Source organism: Paenibacillus lycopersici (assembly GCF_010119935.1).
Lineage (GTDB): Bacteria > Bacillota > Bacilli > Paenibacillales > Paenibacillaceae > Paenibacillus_Z > Paenibacillus_Z lycopersici.
The window spans coordinates 3,602,806-3,616,961 of record NZ_CP048209.1; the positions used below are offsets into that span (position 1 = coordinate 3,602,806).

General features: G+C 44.1%; 19 protein-coding genes. 14 read left to right on the forward strand and 5 right to left on the reverse strand.

The features are described 5' to 3' along the window. Positions 1–92: 92 nt before the first annotated feature. The 4 genes from GXP70_RS16005 to GXP70_RS16020 all read left to right on the forward strand — a co-directional run bounded on the left by GXP70_RS16005 (position 93) and on the right by GXP70_RS16020 (position 3,847). Complete coding sequence (locus tag GXP70_RS16005) at positions 93–1,814, forward strand: P-loop domain-containing protein (RefSeq protein WP_162357746.1); 1,722 nt, start codon at positions 93–95, stop codon at positions 1,812–1,814. Positions 1,815–1,939: 125 nt separating this feature from the next. Then, positions 1,940–2,290 (forward strand): VOC family protein, encoded by a 351-nt coding sequence (locus GXP70_RS16010; RefSeq protein ID WP_162357747.1) that lies wholly within the window; start codon positions 1,940–1,942, stop codon positions 2,288–2,290. 98 nt (positions 2,291–2,388) lie between these two features. Then, on the forward strand, positions 2,389–3,345 hold the full coding sequence (locus tag GXP70_RS16015; RefSeq protein WP_162357748.1) for a sigma-70 family RNA polymerase sigma factor: 957 nt from the start codon (positions 2,389–2,391) through the stop codon (positions 3,343–3,345). Positions 3,346–3,421: 76 nt separating this feature from the next. Continuing rightward, positions 3,422–3,847 (forward strand): SRPBCC family protein, encoded by a 426-nt coding sequence (locus GXP70_RS16020; protein WP_162357749.1) that lies wholly within the window; start codon positions 3,422–3,424, stop codon positions 3,845–3,847. Between the two features lie 84 nt (positions 3,848–3,931). Here the strand turns inward: GXP70_RS16020 and GXP70_RS16025 are convergent, their stop codons facing one another. Continuing rightward, positions 3,932–4,342 carry a VOC family protein gene (locus GXP70_RS16025; protein ID WP_162357750.1) on the reverse strand — a complete coding sequence of 137 codons (411 nt, stop codon included), beginning with the start codon at positions 4,340–4,342 and terminating at the stop codon, positions 3,932–3,934. A gap of 381 nt (positions 4,343–4,723) precedes the next feature. Between GXP70_RS16025 and GXP70_RS16030 the strand changes: the two genes are divergently transcribed. The 4 genes from GXP70_RS16030 to GXP70_RS16045 all read left to right on the forward strand — a co-directional run bounded on the left by GXP70_RS16030 (position 4,724) and on the right by GXP70_RS16045 (position 7,965). Further along, positions 4,724–5,497 (forward strand): S1 family peptidase, encoded by a 774-nt coding sequence (locus GXP70_RS16030; RefSeq protein ID WP_162357751.1) that lies wholly within the window; start codon positions 4,724–4,726, stop codon positions 5,495–5,497. Positions 5,498–5,781: 284 nt separating this feature from the next. Next, positions 5,782–6,408 carry a hypothetical protein gene (locus tag GXP70_RS16035; protein ID WP_162357752.1) on the forward strand — a complete coding sequence of 209 codons (627 nt, stop codon included), beginning with the start codon at positions 5,782–5,784 and terminating at the stop codon, positions 6,406–6,408. Beyond that, on the forward strand, positions 6,401–7,075 hold the full coding sequence (locus GXP70_RS16040) for a hypothetical protein (RefSeq protein WP_162357753.1): 675 nt from the start codon (positions 6,401–6,403) through the stop codon (positions 7,073–7,075). The genes GXP70_RS16035 and GXP70_RS16040 overlap by 8 nt, the downstream gene beginning before the upstream one ends. Positions 7,076–7,353: 278 nt before the next feature. Next, entirely contained in the window at positions 7,354–7,965 is a 612-nt protein-coding gene (locus GXP70_RS16045; RefSeq protein WP_162357754.1) for a hypothetical protein, read from the forward strand. Positions 7,966–8,150: 185 nt separating this feature from the next. On the opposite strand, the gene GXP70_RS30330 is transcribed toward GXP70_RS16045, so the two are convergent. From GXP70_RS30330 to GXP70_RS16065, 4 genes are all read right to left on the reverse strand, one after another. Continuing rightward, entirely contained in the window at positions 8,151–8,342 is a 192-nt protein-coding gene (locus GXP70_RS30330) for a type II toxin-antitoxin system RelE family toxin (protein ID WP_162360509.1), read from the reverse strand. Positions 8,343–8,399: 57 nt separating this feature from the next. After that, positions 8,400–8,636 (reverse strand): hypothetical protein, encoded by a 237-nt coding sequence (locus GXP70_RS16055; RefSeq protein ID WP_162357755.1) that lies wholly within the window; start codon positions 8,634–8,636, stop codon positions 8,400–8,402. Between the two features lie 242 nt (positions 8,637–8,878). Next, positions 8,879–9,184, reverse strand: a complete 306-nt coding sequence (locus GXP70_RS16060; RefSeq protein WP_162357756.1) for a type II toxin-antitoxin system RelE/ParE family toxin — start codon at positions 9,182–9,184, stop codon at positions 8,879–8,881. Then, positions 9,162–9,446: a type II toxin-antitoxin system Phd/YefM family antitoxin gene (locus GXP70_RS16065; protein ID WP_162357757.1), complete on the reverse strand. Its 285-nt coding sequence runs from the start codon at positions 9,444–9,446 to the stop codon at positions 9,162–9,164. Before GXP70_RS16065 ends, GXP70_RS16060 begins: the two co-directional genes overlap by 23 nt. A gap of 418 nt (positions 9,447–9,864) precedes the next feature. Here GXP70_RS16065 and comI point away from each other — a divergent pair, with 418 nt between their 5' ends. The 6 genes from comI to GXP70_RS16090 all read left to right on the forward strand — a co-directional run bounded on the left by comI (position 9,865) and on the right by GXP70_RS16090 (position 13,916). Continuing rightward, complete coding sequence (gene comI / locus GXP70_RS29870) at positions 9,865–9,960, forward strand: competence inhibitor ComI (RefSeq protein WP_225442439.1); 96 nt, start codon at positions 9,865–9,867, stop codon at positions 9,958–9,960. Positions 9,961–10,426: 466 nt separating this feature from the next. Next, positions 10,427–11,194: a nucleotidyltransferase domain-containing protein gene (locus GXP70_RS16070; protein WP_162357758.1), complete on the forward strand. Its 768-nt coding sequence runs from the start codon at positions 10,427–10,429 to the stop codon at positions 11,192–11,194. A gap of 209 nt (positions 11,195–11,403) precedes the next feature. Continuing rightward, positions 11,404–11,886: a tetratricopeptide repeat protein gene (locus GXP70_RS16075; protein WP_162357759.1), complete on the forward strand. Its 483-nt coding sequence runs from the start codon at positions 11,404–11,406 to the stop codon at positions 11,884–11,886. A 213-nt stretch (positions 11,887–12,099) separates the two neighbouring features. After that, on the forward strand, positions 12,100–12,405 hold the full coding sequence (locus GXP70_RS16080; RefSeq protein ID WP_162357760.1) for a GNAT family N-acetyltransferase: 306 nt from the start codon (positions 12,100–12,102) through the stop codon (positions 12,403–12,405). 454 nt (positions 12,406–12,859) lie between these two features. Further along, on the forward strand, positions 12,860–13,423 hold the full coding sequence (locus GXP70_RS16085) for a sigma-70 family RNA polymerase sigma factor (protein ID WP_162357761.1): 564 nt from the start codon (positions 12,860–12,862) through the stop codon (positions 13,421–13,423). Beyond that, positions 13,413–13,916, forward strand: a complete 504-nt coding sequence (locus GXP70_RS16090) for a DUF3600 domain-containing protein (protein ID WP_162357762.1) — start codon at positions 13,413–13,415, stop codon at positions 13,914–13,916. The genes GXP70_RS16085 and GXP70_RS16090 overlap by 11 nt, the downstream gene beginning before the upstream one ends. Positions 13,917–14,156 lie beyond the last annotated feature (240 nt).

A 14,156-nucleotide genomic window follows, 5' to 3' on the forward strand; every position in this document is an offset into this window, starting at 1 on the left:
GGCCAGCCGATAAAAAACAGTTAAATAAAAACGTTCCTTTGTAATGAAATGGGGGAAATGTCACAATTATAGCCATAACCAACAGGAGGCGAATGGCTATTAACAGACTCATCAAATTATTAGGCTCATGTGATCTCTCCGATGTGACTTCATTAAGAGCCTTATATAAGAACGATAACGTTTATTCCTACCACGGAGTCACGATCGTATGCAATGAAACGCATAAATCAAAACCTGAATTCGTCAAGTTTACGCTTCGGATTCCCGTACAGCTGTTAAGCCTAGAAAGCCGCGACAGCACTTTGGACGGTTCAACGGCCGACTTCTGTTTGCGGGCTTTTGTTTCGCTTATCGAACAGATCGATTTGGCGCAAGAGCATAAGACGGGGAAAGAGAAATTCACGGGCAAAATATACGTTCATGCACCTAATCAAAAAGTCATTGCCCGCAACAGCTGTTTTCTTAAAGATGACATGCTGAATCTCGCGATGGTCATCCGTTTCCCTGTGCACATGATGGAGAAACGGAATGTCGTGGCAGGCAAATTATCCGTGAAGATCGTGAGAAAGGAATTGGGAAAGGCGATCAGAGATTTTGTAGACTTCTTCGACCATGATGCCTGCGTTCGATTTAATACCGTGTATAGAAGACAGATGGAGATCAGAAGTTTATTGCAAGAGCGCAAGCTGGTAAGCTTTATAGCCAATAACAGTGTTCTGCCGCGGGGGAAAGGAGACCAACCGCTAGGCGAGGCCGTTCCTTTTATTTCCCCGACGGAAGATGAAATCGAATTTACATTATCGGACGGCTTTGTGATTAGAGGCATGGGGATCGCCGAAGGCGTGACCGTTATAACCGGAGGCGGCTATTCAGGGAAAAGCACGCTGTTAGACAGCATGTTATCGGGCATTTACAATCATGTTCTTGGGGATGGGCGCGAGTACTGCATAACCGAAGAGAGAAGCTGCAAAATCATTGCAGAGGATGGCCGCAGCGTAACTTCCCTGGACATTACGCCTTTTATACGGGATATTCCGCATTCCAATACCAAGGCCTTTAGTTCCAAGCATGCCAGCGGAAGCACCTCGCAAGCGGCCAATATTATCGAAGCCGTATCCTTCGGATGCAAGGCATTGCTGATTGACGAAGACCGAACGGCTACCAACTTCATGATACGCGATTCCCGCATGAAGCAAATCATTCAAGACGATCCCATCGTCCCTTTTACGGATCGCGTCCGTCATTTGTATACCAAAGCGGGGGTTTCGACCATTCTAATTATTGGCGGAACCAGTGAATATCTGGATTTGGCCGATCATGTGTACATGATGAAGAACTATACCCTGCATAACTTTAATCGCGAATTAAAGCCATCCAGGCAACATACGTATGCATTCTATGAAAGAGAAGATGCGCATGAGGTGCAGTGGAAGCTGGAGAGATGGGTGAAGACGGACTCTCTGACCACTTTCAAAAGGGATGCGGAGAGCAATCGGATCTTCGAATATGTGAATGTCGGCAGCAATACGATTCAGCTGGGCAAAGACACGGTGGATGTTTCTCGCTTGGATACGATTGTTTCACAGCAGCAAGTAGCGACCATTGCCTATATCATCCGATATATGGCCAACCGGACGAGGGAACCGAAATTCAATTTATATCGTTCCGTTCAAGACGTATTCGCCCTTCTCTCCGAACAAGGGCTTGATGCCATCTATTCCAACAGCTTTGACATTCCGCATGACCTGGAATTACCCGCTTTGCACGATGTTTTGTTTGCTTTCTCCAGAATGAGCTCTCCGGTATATGAGTAAGCAGAGGACGGCTTGCCAGGAAATCGCCGGGCAGGGTAGTTGAATAACGCATTGCCATGAGTTACTGTAAAATAAAGGGCGTTTCTTCCAGTTCGGATCGTCTGTGATTAGAACGGAGGTTAGATGTGAAAGTAACACGAATCGTCACCAATGTAGACACACGGGATATCGCGGCAGCAAAATGCTTTTATCAGGACGTCCTCGGACTTGATTTGTTGATGGATCATGGTTGGATTCGAACATACGGTTCACCCGGGGAGATGAATATTCAAATTAGTTTTGCCTCAGAAGGCGGCTCCCGCACGCCTACGCCTGATCTGTCCATCGAAGTCGATGATGTCCATGTTGCTTATGAACGCATGACACGCGCTGGATTTCAGATCGAATATGGTCCAGTCGATGAACCTTGGGGCGTTCGGCGATTCTATGTCCGCGACCCGTTTGGCAAACTTATTAACATTCTTGCTCATGAATAGTGATACCCAGCGGTCAATAGCGCAGGTATTGAGGCTGTCCGCTTCATTAACTATATTGAAGGTACCGCCCTTCGGGGAGATCGTTAAGGGAGGCCGCGATGAACGAGACCGCATTTGACGAACCATTATTTGCAAGCTTGAAGCCGGGCTTGACCTCGTTCTGTTACCGGATGCTAGGCTCCATGGACGATGCGGAGGATGCCGTTCAGGAGACGAGTATTCGGGTCTGGCAGAGCCGGAGCACGTTCAGACAGGATTCCTCGTTCAAAACGTGGGTCTATCGGATTGCCTCCAACCTGTGCTTGGACAAGCTGCGACAATCCAAACGGCGCGCGCTTCCCGTTGACCTGTTCGATCCGGCCGTCGCCATCGTCGAGCCGCGCGACACGCTGCCAGACTCTGCCTGGATCTGGCCGTCTACCGGCTTCGGGGACGATCCGGCGGATCGGCTCGTCCGCAGAGAGACCCTTCGACTGTGCTTCATCGCTCTCCTGCAGACCTTGCCTCCGCGGCAGCGCGCGGCACTCATTTTGAAGGATGTCTTCGAATGGTCCTCCAAGCAGATCGCGGAAACGTTGGCGATGTCGCCGGCAGCGGTGAACAGCGCCTTGCAGAGAGCACGGGAGACGATGGACCGGGCGCAGCTTCGCTCGGATGAGCTCTGCAGCATGGACGTTCGACCGGAGCAGCAGCTGCTGGCCCGGTATGTGGAGGCCTTTGAGCAATTCGATATCGCTGCGCTCGTCGCGTTGTTTCACGAGGAAGGCTGCATGTCGATGCCGCCCTTCGAGATGTGGATCCGCGGCAAGGAAGAGTTGTCCGCGTTCTATTCGCTTACTCGCTGGCATTGCGAAGGTTCGCGATTCGTGCCCATTACGGTGAATGGCGGTTATCCGGCGTTGGCCCAGTATATGCCGGACCAATCGGGCCCTGGCCTGGTACCCTGGGGCATCCACGTCATCGAAACCAAAGCTAATCAAATCCTGCACGTTCAAAACTTCATTCATACGCCATTATTTTCGCGATTTGGGCTGCCTGAGCGAATGGACCAATGAATTTCGCCATGGGCTTGCGTCTATATTATTGAGGATAGCCAAACGACGACTCATAGGAGAGAGGTGTTTTTTAATAATGGAAACGAATCAACCGACGAAAGTAACCGTGCAAACCGTCATTCAAGCCCCTGTCGAGAAGGTGTGGCGCTATTGGACCGAGCCGGACCACATCACGAAGTGGAATCAAGCGTCCTCGGACTGGCATGCGCCGCGAGCCGAAAACGATCTGCGGGCCGGCGGCAAGTTTCTGACGCGAATGGAAGCGAAGGATGGCAGCATGGGCTTTGATTTTGGCGGCGTCTACGATGTCGTGAATCGGCATGAGGCGATCGGCTACGCCATGGGAGACGGAAGAAGAGTGGATATTGCTTTCGTCGATCAAGGGAATGAGACGAAGGTCATTGAAACGTTCGACGCGGAGAGCTCCAATCCCGTCGAATTCCAGCAAGCAGGCTGGCAAGCGATCATGGACCATTTCAAAGCCTATACCGAACAAAACTAATCATCGCGAAGAAGACGCCGGGGAAGATGCCCGGCGTCTTTCTTTGCGAACCCTCGTACGAGCGTGATCTCCGTTAGCCTTAACCTAGTGCGCTTCCATGTTCATGCAGTTAATGGCCCACAGATGGCCGTCCAAGTCCACGAAGCCCCAATGATACATGGACCCATGATATTCAGGTTCAGCGTGCAATTGCCCGCCCAAGGAAACCGCGGTATTCACGATTTCATCGACCTTGTCCCGGCTTTCGAAGGCCAATGCGATCGTCATCTGCGCATACTTGCTCGTATCGACGGATTCCTTCTCCGTGAGCGTATTAAAGAATGCTTGCTTGATCAGCATGACCTGCAGGTTGTCGCCGATTACGATGGCTGCCGAATTCTCGTTCCCGGGGAACTGCGGGTTGCGCTCGAAGCCGAGTCCGGTGAAGAACGCTTGCGATCGTGCTACGTCGAGTACAGGCAGGTTGAAGCTCGTGAATGCGGACGTTAACGCCATTTTCAATACACCTCTTCTTCAAATTGGTTTGTGTTCATTCATGCTTTCGATTACATAGACGACAGCCGATCCGGGAATTCATCGGTCTCCTGGATTCGGAAACGTAAATTCAATAAAAAATGAGGGGATCGAGCGACGGAGTGAGGGAACGGTATGGAAATTAATGATAAAAACGAAGTAGGAAAGAAAAAAGCCCGAAACCGCCGCCATTCCAGTAATCTAACTATGAGGTGGAACTGGTTACCAGCATGAAGCTAGCGGGCAGGATAGTTCCAATGTTTCGCGAATACCCTATATATGGAATTATTACGAAGTACGTGAATAAGACGTTAACTGAAATTGCTGTAAAAAACTGAATAGATTAATAGCGGAGGAGATTCCATGAATACAAGAAAGAACATATTTATTGATCCTTTAAGTGCTTGTAGTCTGCGACTAGAGTTAGCAGTTAATAACCATGTCTTGAGTACAGCAACAGGATTTTTAGTGAACATTAACTCCAGCAATTATTTGATAACAAATTGGCATGTTCTTTCAGGTAGAAATGCAGAAAATGGAATGTTACTATCGTCAACCGGAGCTGTACCTGACGAAGTAAGAATCATTTATCATTCGAGCAGAGGTTTAGGTAATTGGATAAGAATCTCTGAAAAACTTTATGATTCAGATGGTAATGCGAGATGGTTAGAACATCCGATGGGAAACAAGATTGATGTTGTTGCATTACCGGTGACAATTAATAGTGAGGTTTCTGCATATCCACTAGATCTTAATCTTGCTAGTGTTGATATGCTCGCCCAACCTGCAATGCCAGTATCAATAATTGGTTTTCCATATGGTATAGCTACAGGGGTTGCTTTTCCCATTTGGAAAACAGGACATATAGCCTCTGATCCCGATTTAAATTATGACAATTTGCCAGTATTTTTGATTGATGCAACAACACGAGGTGGAATGTCAGGTTCCCCTGTTATACTTAGACTTACTGGAGGTTACAACACTTCTAACGGGAATTACATTATGGCTGGTGGAGTTAGCAATAAATTTCTAGGTATTTATGCTGGTAGAATCCATGGGGATGCAGAAATTGGTAGAGTGTGGAGACCGTATCTTATAGAAGAGATAATTGAAAAAAAATTTGTAAGTGATACATAGATGACAGCAACATCAGCTAACACCGGATTCACGCTGCGCGGCTACGCCGCTTGGTCCGGACCGGAGTATAAGAAGCGGATTCGGTTGCAGTATTTTCAGTGGCAGAGAAGCATATTCAGCCGGACAACCCTGCACTGACTAACCACATCGCGGCCGCTCTTAAGGCAGTGAGGGTTCGTGAATCCAAGAACGTTATCTGAAATTCCCACAAAACTATATTCAAAGCCTGAGAAGATAATTATAATAAGCTTGAGGCTTATTTTGGAATTCACAAGGGGGATAAAATGACTACAGGAGCAATGGCATTAGAGAATGGGCTGTATATTTTAGATAAAAAATTGAAAGAGAATCCCAATCTTATTAATGCCCTTTGGTTTACATTAGATAGACTTATTACTAGACATAAATATGAAAACTTCGATCTTGCTAGTTCTTTAAATGAGATGTTCGGAGCTCCTGTAGGGGAAGCAATTAGTGAGTTTTTTACCGAAAATGATGAGAGTGATTTTGAAGCAATTACGTCTGAATATGAATATGGTGAACTATTCAGAATGCTTCATAAAACGTTTAGTCATGATTGCAGAAGGTTAGAAATGCAAGCGGAATTAAGCCCAGATTACATATACGGGATGAACGTTAGAATACAAGATGACCCGGACACACTGGATAAGCTTACGATTTATAACTTAAACAATAAAGAGTATATTTTTGATGCAAATATACGTACCTACACATTTATTATTAATGGTCTATTGGATTTTATTAAGGCTAATATCGAGAGGTACGATGAGGAAGATCTTCAAATGATACTTACTCGAGCCAATAGATCCGTGAAATCAATTTCTGAAATAATTGAGGAAACCACTGAACGATTAAGTGAACTCAAAAAAGGTGATAGAATTGATGGGTGAGAAGGTCGTTGATTTAAAAAATTATAACTCTAAAAACAGATCGAGTACATTGGAAACGAAAAGATATATCATAATAGAAGAGGAGCATAATAATCCAAAAGATATTAGACATGAAGGTAAAAGAATAGAGTATAATACATTTGTCAAACCTCAACTTAAAGAGGGGAGAGCCTCTACGGCAATAATTGATACGTACTTACCGTTTTTAATGAACTCTTCAAGCAAGGATATGTCACCAAAAGAAGGTGAAGAACCAATGGATGAAGGCTACAAAAAGATTATTGATAGACTTGATCAGGATTTAAGAGATTTCAAGAAAGATATAAGTGAAAGAGATGAGAGAATACAACGTGAGTTATTGGCGAGAGAAGAAAGGTTTCGGCAAGAAGCCACTGAGCGTGAGTCAAGGGCAAGACAGGATGCAAAAGAAAGAGAAGAGAGAATATTAAAGGCACTTACTGATACAACAGTTAAACTTGAAAATGAAATGAAAGATGTAAAAGAATCAGTTAAACGTTCTGAGGAAAGAATAGACACTTCGACAAAGCATATACAATCGCTCGTTACAACTAATAAATGGGGAAACTACGCAACTTTCATCGGTGTACTTGCAATTTTTATTTCAATAATTACATGTATTATTACAATTTGGATTTCTAACGACTAGACATTAAACCCAGCCATCTTTATCAGGCTGGGTTTAATGTTATTTACACCTAATAATGAATCAATGATTATGGGAACTTCAGATAACACCATATTCACGCTTCGGGCCATTCGGCCCTCGGTCCGCACGAGGCATTTCGAGGAAGAGGATTCAGCGGACATATCCCACCACCTAACCGCATCGCGGCCGTCCTTCGGGCAAAGGCGGTAGGACGTCGTGAATACACTAACGTTATCTGAAATTCCCCAGATCAAGAGCAATAATTGGAGGCTTTTTCAATGAAGGTGAAACTAAATTTAAATGAAATTGATCTTCAGGATCCTAAACAAATAGCTTTATTCCAGTTATTATGCAGCCTTTCAACTACGCGTACATGTTTGGGTCTTTATATGGGTGAGGAGGCTGGGAGAGCAAATTTATCTTCTCAAGACGACATAATTATGTTGGCGATGGCATTAGCAGGAATTGGTGAGACATTGCATAAGTTTGAAGAACTTGTTAGTAAAGGAGTAATTCAAAAAGCGATAAATTGTGATTCGGTTCTTGCTGAAGCATGGGTATTTATAGAATCTCAAGCGATAAAGGAATTGAAGAAAACAAACTTAAAGTATATAAGAGACAAGTCAGCGTTTCACTTTGATCCGGAACCTATAAAAGAGTTTTTCACTGAGTCTATGAAAGAAACGAATGAAATAGATTTATGGGAAACAAGTGAGCAAGACAAGCATGGATTCTCACCGCTGGCTTCGTTAATAATTTCAAACACGTTGATAAATGTTACTAAACCTGATAAAGAAAGAGCCGAATTATCAATGAAGGTATATGGGGCACTAAGTACTATAGTTCTTTATGAAATAAATGAACACTACAATTTGAATGCGATTCAATGAAGTGGGGGAACTTCAGATAACAACGCATTCACGCTTCGGGCTTTGCCCTCGGTCCGGACTGAGGTTGAGAAGCCTGAGAGTGGAGTCAGCCGGACACATCCGACATACGTCGGACGTCGTGAATACAAGAACGTTATCTGAAACCGGTGCAAGACAATAAAAAGACACTTGAAGTTCAAGTGCCATCAAGATTTATAAATGTCTCCACGTGATCGATTTTTATCGATAATCACAATGAGTTCGTTATCAATAATAGTGTAAATTACGCGAAAGGATCCGATTCGAAGCCGAAAGTGATTTTCCAGGCCTTGCATTTTTTTAATATCAAGCTCTGGATGCCTCGGGTCTTCAGATAGAATATGGAGATAATCAATTATTCGCTTCCGAGTAACAGCATCCTGCTTCTGTAGATAGTAAAGGCATCCTTATGGAACTTAATTTCGTAATTCATGCTCAACATCCTTCAGAGTAAGTAGCTCACCTTTTAGGTAAGCCTCACGAGCATTATTGATGGCATTAAGATCATCCTGAGTAGTCGGTTCATCATCAAGAGGGATTTTCTTATTAGCATCTGACTGAGAAAGGCGTTCCATTATTTCAGAGACCAGTTCAAGATCTTTTACAGACAATCGATCGAATAATTCATTAAAACGTTCTTTACTAACAGCCACAATTGACAACCCCTTTCAAGGACTAATTATACCTAAGGGAATGGAGCAGGTAACTCGAGGAAGGCACCGGCATCAGATAACACCGCATTCACGCATCGGGCTGCCGCCCTCGGTCCGGACCGAAGTTGAGAAGCCTGGAAGTGAAAGCAGCCGGACACATCCGACTCCGTCGGACGTCGAGAATACAAGAACGTTAGGCGAAACCCGAAGAATGGTTTGAGTAGTTGATTCGTAGAAGAGATTCATAATAAGAAACCATATTTTTTTTTGCCGTGTAGAATTCTACGTATTTCGATTGTTTCATTATTGAATACATAAAACACAAGATAACTATGAACAATAAGCATTCGATAATGTAAGCTTTGAAGTCGAGAATCATTGGGGATGACGCCGCTATTAGGGAACAAGGAAAGAATAGATATTGATTCATCGAACTGATTTAGCAGGTTTAATGCTGCTGCAGGATCATCCAACATGATATATTCCATAATATCCGATAAATCTTGCTCAGCAACAGGCAAATAGTTAATCGGATACTTTTTCTCCATGGATACGACCCCTTAATTTATTCATTAGAAGTTCGTGATTTGTTTTAGGAATAGAAGGATCAGCACTTTCTTTTTCAGCAACAGCCAATTTTTGGTATAATTCGATAGTGGCCTGTTGTTTTTCATAAAGAGCGTGACTCATAATGACAAGATCATCATGACCGTTTTTAGTGATGAATACAGGTTCACCTTCTTGATGGCAGGTTTCTGAGATGAGATTGAAATTATTCCGAAGATCAGAAATGGGTCTAATGATTGGCAAGACATTCACCGCTTTCTAAATAAGGTATTGATTTAATTTTATCATAATAATGATATTTAATACATGGGATTCTAAGGACTACTGAATGTGAAGGTAACTCAAGAGGCTTCGCCTAACACCGTATTCATGCTGCGTCGCTAACGCTCCTTGGTCCGGCCGAAGTAGGAAGAAGAGGAATTCAGAGTCAGGGAAGTTATTTCAGCCGGACAACCCTGCACGGCCTAACCTCGTCGCGGCCGTTCCGGTTGGTCACTTAAGGCAGTGAGGGTTCGTGAATACAACAACGTTAGACGAAATTAACAAGTTCAAGCTTAATTTAAACATCGAACAATCGTTCTCCATCTTTGATAATGGTACAATGGGGGAAAACAATTGAAACTTGGGTGGGCATGGTTTCCCTTCGAAAGGAGGTGAGGCCATGGAGGTAAAGGATGCATTGACCATCATGTTTTTATTTGGGTCGTGTATCCTTGCCCTTTTAACATACATCGATTCTAACAACAAGAGAAAGTAAAAACCCACCCCAAGGTTGACGCCAAAGGTGGGTTTTTATGTCCATTCGACCAAGAAGGGATACGCCCATCCAAGCCAATTGATAAGCCGAGTGTTAGCCGCACTCGGCTTCTTTAGAAATATGATAACACAGTTGGAAAAAGAAGTGAATCAGCAAAGCGTGTATTAAAGAAATTTGAAAATCCTTGAATACAATATAAAGGGGATAAGAGGATCACTTTTGAAAGGCCAATTTATGGCGATATAAAAAGAGTTTAAGGACCATTTGAAAGACTGAGTATGAGCAGTTCAGTGAAGTGTTAACTTCGTCTAACACCGCATTCACGCCTCGGGCCATTCGGCCCTCGGTCCGGTCGAAGTAGAAAAGCCAGGAAGCGGTGGCAGCCGGACACGTCCGACGGAGTCGGACGTCGAGACTTCAAGAACGTTAGCCGAAAGAAGTTCTTGCATGTGCAGGAGGAGTCCATATGATATTAGAAAAAGTTATAAAAAGAATTGGAATACAAAGTGAATATAAGGATTTTGTTGATAAGTATATAGATAATATACTTAACGAATTTATAGGTAAGATTCATAGCATTTATATGTGTGGCTCGATTCCAAAAGGAACTGCAAAACCTTATAACTCAGATGCAGACTTTACTATTGTATGTGTAAATCCCAAAGATATTGATTACGAAAGATTAACAAATATTAAAGACAAGCTTTTGAAAGAGTATCCAGTAGTAACTAAGATTGATACGATCATTTGCTCGATTGACGATGTATTAAGTAAACCGAATGAGTGGGGTTTCTGGATTAAGATAATTTGTGTTTGCCTAAATGGTCATGACGTTGGTGAAAAAGTGCCACCGATAATTTCTTCTCCGGAGTTCATTTTAGACTTAAATACAGAGACCAAGGAGGAAGTAGATCGTATACATAAATTACTTTCTAATGCTAGTGATAACACAATGAAAACTAGATATGTTAAAGGTTATTCTAAGAGATTAATTCGTGCATTATACTCTTTGGTTTTAGAAGATACAGGTGTATGGCAAGATGACATTATTAAGATGAAGAATGCCATATTAGACTATTGCGAGATTGACTCCGCTTTAGTTGAATATCTGTATGCTTGTTACTTGGATAGTCATGTGCTTGTTGAAGAGTTTCTGGGAATTGCAGATGAAGTATATAGCTATTTTGAGAACGCCTTAAATACAATGGCTGCTTCCAGAACCTCCTTCGGCTAAGGCATGAAGATCAAGAACATATGTGGTGGGCAGCTCCCAAGAAGAGGAAGCATCGGCTAACACCGCATTCACGCATCTGGCACTCGCCCTCGGTTCGGACTGAAGTAGGGAAGCCTGGAAGCGGAATCAGTCGCAAACCCCACTCCGTCGGACGTCGAGAATGCAACAACGATATATGAAATTAATGTAGAGCATAAAGGATGATAAACATGGAGGACCTTGAAAGGGCTATTCATTTTAGAGAGTCAGGTCAATTAGAAGAAGCAAGAACAATATTACTTGACTTAATCAATCAGGATTCGATGAACCCTTCTGTTTGGTATCAATGTGCATGGGTGCATGATGTTATGGAACTAGAAAGGGAAGCAATACCGTATTACAAACGATCCCTTGAATTAGAATTGCAAGACGAGGAGAGACAAGGTGCATATCTGGGGCTGGGGAGTACATTTCGAACTTTAGGAATGTATGATGAGGCGCAGCTCATATTCGAGGAAGCGATAAGAACGTATCCAGATCGCAGAGAGTATCAAGTATTTTATGCAATGGTACGTTTCAATCAGGCTGCGTACAGTGAGGCAATGGAAATCATATTAAAGCAATTAGCAGATACAAGTAATGATAAAGGTATTCAAGAGTATAAGAAGGCAATCCTATTTTATTCTGATAAATTGAGCAGGATATGGGATTAATACAATTGGAAGTTGAATTGAACAAGCAATGCTGGGGATTTCGAAGAAGAACGAACCAGCGTTTAACACTGCATTCACGCTTCGGGCATTCGCCCTCAGTCCGGACTAGCATAAGCCAGGAAGCAGGACCAGCCGGACACATCCGACTCCGTCGGAAGTCGAGAATGCAACAACGTTACGGAAGAAAATCTAAAAGAGCATTCAAGTAAAATATTGAAATTTGTTACTGAACATGATAGAGGGGCATTTATTTTTGAAGACGAGAAGATTGGAAAGAAAGCAGGATTAATCATGTACTCGATCCTTAACCGAGACGGTAAATTTCCTTGGAAAACCATATTTCATGAAATAGATCGAGGTTTGTTTCAAGAAGACGGACGATTTGTGGAGATATTTCAATTGTGGGTTGCACCAGAGTATAGGCGTAACGGCATAGCAACGAAGTTAAAACTAACACTTGAGGAATTGGCAGGCTGTCGAGAAAGTTCCCGATTCTTCGACATTGCCGTTGCCAGCTAGATCGTCTTCATGAGCAACGGACACAGAATCCGTTATTTGGTGGAAATCGGGTTGTTTGGGTAAACGAAAGGACACAGGATTCGTTATTGTCTCCGGAGCGCATCGAACGTCTGCCTTTTTGACGAAATAAAGGATCCTATGTCCGCGAGCGATGTGATCCAAACAGCTGCGGCTGTCTAAAGCCATTCAGGATCTTTAAACATGGGTTTCACGACATTCTGGCCGCATTTTATGCGGTTTTTTATTTTCAGACAGATGTACGAAGAAACCGATTAAAGCATAGCTAAAGCGCAAGCCAAAGCGACAGCCAGCATCCGGGAAGCCGGGGGCTGGCTGTCTTGCGGCATACCTGAAGATGTTTCCGGCGAGTACCGTCAAAAAGTTTGTTCTATTACTGAACCTTTTTCCTCGCAAGGGCGAATTATTGGGTGTAACACATTAGGGAGGGCCCCCCATGAATGAAAAAGAGTTACTTCCATGGCTGGAAAAAGCAACGTTGGGCGATGAGTCGGCCTTTCAGCTTGTCTATCAGGCGACCCACCAGGACGTCTATCGGACGGTTGCTTTTCTCGTCTTCAACAAACAGGACATTGAGGATATCGTGAATGAAGTTTACATGCGCATATGGCGATCGTTTCACGCGTACGACCCGAACCGGCCGTTCCGGTATTGGCTGCATGGGATCATCCTCCGTCAGGTCCAGGATTGGAAAAGAAAGGCCTGGCGGCGAATTCGCCTCTTTGAAAGAAACAGCCGGATGACATACGAACAGTTCGAATGGACCGATACAACGATTCTACAGTCCGAAATGCAGCAAGAACTGTTCAGCTTTGTCCGCCAGTTGTCGTACAAACTACGTGTGGTTGTCATTCTTCGCTATTATCACGATTATGCCCTGGAAGAAATCGCAGCTATGCTGCGGATCCCCGTTGGAACAGTGAAATCCAGACATCACTTGGCAATGAAAGAACTTCGGAAACGTGTCGCTATGACGGGAGGAGACGTTTATGTCCATTGAAGAGGAATTACGTGAAGGGCTTCACCGGGCGGCGGATTCCATGCACTGCCCACCCGATCTGTATGGACGTGTCCGCAAGTCCTATCAACGCTATATGACCGAGAAGAGAGGTAGATCTCCTATGAAAAAACGCATACTGACCGGCATCGTCGCAGCAGCCATACTGATTCCGACTTCTGTATTTGCTGCTTCCTATCTGGCCGATGATATCTTCGGTTCCCCTGCGACCATCGAAGAACACGGCGGCACGCAGGAAAATTATCAAGAAATTGAAGGCATGCTTCAGGCAGCGAAAGGCAAGCTCACCGAAGACGAATACAAGGAATATACGAAGCTGACCAAGCAGCTGGTGCAAATAAAGCTGACAATCACCGATGAGAAAGGAGTCGTCCATGAAGAGAAATTGACGAAAGAAGAACAGCAGCAGCTTGAGCAGCTCGCCTCCAAGCTCGCCCCGTACTTCGAGAAAATAAACAGTACTTCCAAACCTTAATAATCGGTCTCCCCGACCGGGGAACGGGTTCGTGCAGTTGATTGGGGTGACATCCGATATAGCTATACAAGAACAAGGAGCAAGATCCGCCGCGATCTTGCTCCTTGTTCTATATGAGGGAATGTCGGGTGGCAAGAACTATCGTAACCTTGCAAGCTAAAGCCAAAGTATGGGTACAGTCGTTGAATAGAATTAACGGGGAACTATAGCTCAGTTACCAAAACCGGCAGCCGGTCTAAC

Bases quoted from the DNA above. Each gene is read 5' to 3' on its own strand.
- GXP70_RS16005 (WP_162357746.1), top strand. From the start codon at position 93: ATGGCTATTAACAGACTCATCAAATTATTAGGCTCATGTGATCTCTCC.
- GXP70_RS16015 (WP_162357748.1), top strand. From the start codon at position 2,389: ATGAACGAGACCGCATTTGACGAACCATTATTTGCAAGCTTGAAGCCG.
- GXP70_RS16020 (WP_162357749.1), top strand. From the start codon at position 3,422: ATGGAAACGAATCAACCGACGAAAGTAACCGTGCAAACCGTCATTCAA.
- GXP70_RS16025 (WP_162357750.1), bottom strand. From the start codon at position 4,342: ATGGCGTTAACGTCCGCATTCACGAGCTTCAACCTGCCTGTACTCGAC.
- GXP70_RS16030 (WP_162357751.1), top strand. From the start codon at position 4,724: ATGAATACAAGAAAGAACATATTTATTGATCCTTTAAGTGCTTGTAGT.
- GXP70_RS16035 (WP_162357752.1), top strand. From the start codon at position 5,782: ATGACTACAGGAGCAATGGCATTAGAGAATGGGCTGTATATTTTAGAT.
- GXP70_RS16040 (WP_162357753.1), top strand. From the start codon at position 6,401: ATGGGTGAGAAGGTCGTTGATTTAAAAAATTATAACTCTAAAAACAGA.
- GXP70_RS16045 (WP_162357754.1), top strand. From the start codon at position 7,354: ATGAAGGTGAAACTAAATTTAAATGAAATTGATCTTCAGGATCCTAAA.
- GXP70_RS16060 (WP_162357756.1), bottom strand. From the start codon at position 9,184: ATGGAGAAAAAGTATCCGATTAACTATTTGCCTGTTGCTGAGCAAGAT.
- comI (WP_225442439.1), top strand. From the start codon at position 9,865: ATGGAGGTAAAGGATGCATTGACCATCATGTTTTTATTTGGGTCGTGT.
- GXP70_RS16070 (WP_162357758.1), top strand. From the start codon at position 10,427: ATGATATTAGAAAAAGTTATAAAAAGAATTGGAATACAAAGTGAATAT.
- GXP70_RS16075 (WP_162357759.1), top strand. From the start codon at position 11,404: ATGGAGGACCTTGAAAGGGCTATTCATTTTAGAGAGTCAGGTCAATTA.
- GXP70_RS16085 (WP_162357761.1), top strand. From the start codon at position 12,860: ATGAATGAAAAAGAGTTACTTCCATGGCTGGAAAAAGCAACGTTGGGC.
- GXP70_RS16090 (WP_162357762.1), top strand. From the start codon at position 13,413: ATGTCCATTGAAGAGGAATTACGTGAAGGGCTTCACCGGGCGGCGGAT.